The following is a 3,451-nucleotide window of genomic DNA, read 5'->3' as shown; positions in this document are numbered from 1 at the left end:
CTGCTGCGCGCGGATGAGCTCGGCTTGGGCCGTCGAGGTGCCGCAGACGCCTCCGTCGCCTGGAGACATTACGCTTGATGCTCCGCGTATGACGCGCTACGTATCGGCGTGATCCGGAGCTTCGGCGACAAGGCGACCGCGCTCGTCTTCCAGGGTGGTCTGCCCCGCAGCATGGCGCGGACTTGGCCCAGGCGGCGCGCCGTAAGCTGGCGATGTTGGATGCGGCGGAGCGGCTGGACGATCTGCGCGTGCCGCCCGGCAACCGGTTGGAAGCCCTGCGCGGCGACCGCGCCGGTCAATATTCCGTCCGGATCAATGGGCAGTGGCGGCTGGTCTTCCTCTGGCGCGAGGATGGGCCGCATGGGGTCGAGATCGTGGACTACCATTGAGGAGGCTCGCCATGACGACACGCGTGATGCCCCGCAGGAAGACCACAGGGCCTATTGCCCGCAGCGACCTCGATGCCGGTCGCGTGGACCTGGCCGAGGTGGACAGCGGCGAGCGCCTGAGCCCCGTCCATCCCGGCGAGGTGCTGCGGCACGAGTTCTTGGAGCCGCTGGGCCTGTCGGCGCATGCGCTGGCCCTCGCGCTGCGCGTGCCGGCCAACCGCATCACGGCGATCCTCGGCGGACGGCGTGCCATCACGGCGGAGACGGCGCTGCGCCTAGCCCGACACTTCGGCACCACGCCGGCCTTCTGGCTCAACCTGCAAAAGACCCATGAGCTGGAAGTCGCAGAGCAGGAGGCCGGTGCGCGCATCCGCGCCGAGGTCGCGCCGAGGGCCGCCGCCTAGCGTCTGTTGGGCTGCCGCCTCCATCCTGCCGGAGCGGCGGCGCTGGGTTCATGGCTCCCAGGCAGACTTCCTAGCCCGGATTATGCGCGAGGGCTGACGGGCATGGCGCAAGCCGTTGTGCGGACGTAGAATTTGGCTACGACACTCAAACCCAGCCGCGTCCGGAGACCATGCCCGTCACGGTTGAACCTACCCCGCCGCTGCCCGGCCTGTCATCGGTTGGCGGCAAGCTCCTGATCGCCCGCTTCGACGGCGGGCAACTCTCCTTCGACGGCGGCCTGCTGGCCTTGCGCGAGGTCGAGCGCCGCCTCGGCATTGCCGACCGGCTGGCAGCCTGCATCGACGACCCGCGCTCGCCGGAGCGGGTCCGGCACCGCCTCGCTGCCATCTTGCGCTTCCGCATGCTCATGATCGCGGCCGGCTACGAGGACGGCAACGACGCCGACAGCCTGCGGCACGATCCGGTCTTCAAGCTCGCCCTCGACACGCTGCCCGAGGGCGCGCCGCTCTGCTCGCAGCCGACCATCTCCCGGCTCGAGAACCTGCCGGATGTGCGGGCGCTGCTGCGCATGGCCCGTGCCATGGTGGGGCTCTACTGCGCCAGCTTCCGGCAGGTGCCCCGCCGCATCGTGCTCGACATCGACGACACCTTCGATGCCGTCCACGGCGGGCAGCAACTGCGGCTCTTCAACGCCTACTATGACGAGTATGGCTTCCAGCCCATCGTGGTGTTCGACGGCGAGGGCCGGCCCGTGGCCGCCATGCTGCGCCCGGCCCGGCGTCCGACAGGTGCCGAGGCCCGCGCTTTTCTGCGCCGGCTGGTGCGCGAGATCCGCGGCCATTGGCCTCGGGTCGAGATCCTGATCCGCGCTGACAGCCACTACTGCGCCCCAGAGGTGCTCGACCTCTGCCGCGCCGAGCGGCTGGACTTCCTGCTCGGCGTCGCCTCCACCACCACGCTCCGTCGGCACGTCGCGGCGCTGGAGCAGAGCACCGCCGCCCGGCGCGCCGCCATGCCGGGCAGCGACAAGCTCCGCCGCTACAAGGAGTTCTTGGACGGCGCCGGCAGCTGGAGCCGGGTCGAGCGCATCATCGCCCGGGTCGAGGCCGGACCGCAGGGCACCGACACGCGCTTCGTGGTCACCAACCTTGCCGGCGGCACGCCGCGGCAGATCTACAAGGACTCTACTGTGTGAGAGGTCAGGCCGAGAACCATATCAAGGCCTGGCGTCGCCACCTCGCCGCCGACCGCACGTTGTGCAGCCGCGCCACCGCCAATCAGCTTCGCCTCATGCTGCACCTGCCGAGCGCCTGTCCGGACAAGGTTGTCCTGCGCCTCGCCCTCGAGCGCATGCCACGCCTGACTTGCTGAGTGCCGGGGCGAATGCCCCGGCCGCATCCTCCGACCCGCAATCAGCCAGCCCCGCGATCCGCACCTCACCACCGGTCCCGAAGCCGGCCATGGCGACGCGCGACCGCACAACCCTGAAGCAAGGAAACCGAAGCGATTTCAGAGCGCTCGTCCGCCCTCACGAATTTTGCGGGCTAGCGCTGTTGGAGTGCCACCCCGAGCGGTAACGGATGAACGTTACCAATCATCCATATTGATGAAACAAAAATGTAATTTTATTATGAAGCGGCATGAAGTTGCGGGACTCAAAAGTATGCGGCGCATGTTTCTTCATATCGATACCGGCTTCACTCGTATTGAAGATACAACAGGGCGCCTTTTCAGAAGCTTAGCCGAAGCCAAGTCTGAAGCTGTCGCGCTAATTGGTGAGGTTGCTTTTGCGTGGTCGGAAGACGGCAAGCATCTGGCCGACTTTCATGTCGATATATGCAATGACGCAGGGATGCTGGTAGAAATTGTTCCTGTTCAAAACTTGTATCGGGCGTATGCAGCCAAGTGAGATTAAGCGTGCCTTACCCGGTTTTCCGACTTCCCAACTTCGCGGCGCCGCTTAGTTTCGAGTGTAGTTAGCGGCCCCTTTGAAGGCTGCCAGACCTGCGCGCATAGCGAATGCGCTTGCGAGCCGTCTTCCTGCTGCGTTTAGGTCTGAGACGCACGGCAAAATCCCCCCTGGTTCACGACAAACGAACGGCGCAGCGCTGGGAAGGTTAGCGCGTCATCCGCATCGCCTGCTTTGGCGTGGTTTGGGCGGGTCGCAGCGGGACTGCATAAATGCCTCTCTAAGAAGGCTGATTTCTCAGAAACGTCTTCGAACGCCCTAGCAGCCTGTCGGATTTGCACTTGGTGTCAGGCCGAGGGTTGAGGCGCGATCAGGCTGCGAGCCGCAGGTTGTGGAGCCTGCGGCAGTTGTAGGCGAGGGCGACGAGGGTCCACTCGCTGGTGACCTTGGCGAGGCCGCGGAGGTGGAAGCGGGTGAAGCCGAGGGCTGACTTGATGGTGCCGAAGACGGGCTCGACGGTCTGCTTGCGACGGGCGTAGCGGGCTTTGGCATTAGGGGTTTCGAGCTTGGCCACCATGGCGAGGCGCCAGGGCTCGGTGATGCGGCGTGGCGTCCTGGGCTGGGGTGGCGGCCGGAAGTCGTAGGCGCGGTGCGGCTGGGTCCGGCCGATGGCGACCAGCGGCTCGATCCCGTGCGCCTCGAGGGCGGCAACTGCCTCGCCTGAGGCGAAGCCAGTGTCGGCGAGGAC

At 66.4% G+C, this 3,451-nt stretch carries 3 protein-coding genes and 2 pseudogenes; 4 read left to right on the top strand and 1 reads right to left on the bottom strand.

Features of this window, described 5'->3' with window-relative positions:
* The first annotated feature begins 108 nt into the window (after positions 1 to 108).
* The 4 genes and pseudogenes from LH62_RS29840 to LH62_RS30780 all read left to right on the top strand — a co-directional run bounded on the left by LH62_RS29840 (position 109) and on the right by LH62_RS30780 (position 2,703).
* Positions 109 to 389, top strand: a pseudogene (locus LH62_RS29840) (type II toxin-antitoxin system RelE/ParE family toxin).
* Positions 390 to 400: 11 nt separating this feature from the next.
* Complete coding sequence (locus LH62_RS26935) at positions 401 to 793, top strand: HigA family addiction module antitoxin (protein ID WP_369796847.1); 393 nt, start codon at positions 401 to 403, stop codon at positions 791 to 793.
* A 170-nt stretch (positions 794 to 963) separates the two neighbouring features.
* Positions 964 to 2,165: pseudogene (locus LH62_RS26930) on the top strand (IS1380 family transposase).
* Positions 2,166 to 2,424: 259 nt separating this feature from the next.
* Positions 2,425 to 2,703 carry a DUF6894 family protein gene (locus LH62_RS30780; protein WP_201445677.1) on the top strand — a complete coding sequence of 93 codons (279 nt, stop codon included), beginning with the start codon at positions 2,425 to 2,427 and terminating at the stop codon, positions 2,701 to 2,703.
* A 370-nt stretch (positions 2,704 to 3,073) separates the two neighbouring features.
* On the opposite strand, the gene LH62_RS32235 is transcribed toward LH62_RS30780, so the two are convergent.
* Positions 3,074 to 3,451 (bottom strand): transposase (locus LH62_RS32235; RefSeq protein WP_236552712.1); only part of this gene is annotated, 378 nt, incomplete at its 5' end.

Source organism: Belnapia sp. F-4-1, from assembly GCF_000802185.1.
In the GTDB taxonomy this organism is placed as follows: domain Bacteria; phylum Pseudomonadota; class Alphaproteobacteria; order Acetobacterales; family Acetobacteraceae; genus Belnapia.
The sequence above is the reverse complement of the archived record's forward strand: the minus strand, read 5'-3'. Positions and strand labels throughout refer to the sequence as shown.

Bases quoted from the DNA above. Each gene is read 5' to 3' on its own strand.
- LH62_RS30780 (WP_201445677.1), top strand. From the start codon at position 2,425: ATGAAGCGGCATGAAGTTGCGGGACTCAAAAGTATGCGGCGCATGTTT.
- LH62_RS26935 (WP_369796847.1), top strand. From the start codon at position 401: ATGACGACACGCGTGATGCCCCGCAGGAAGACCACAGGGCCTATTGCC.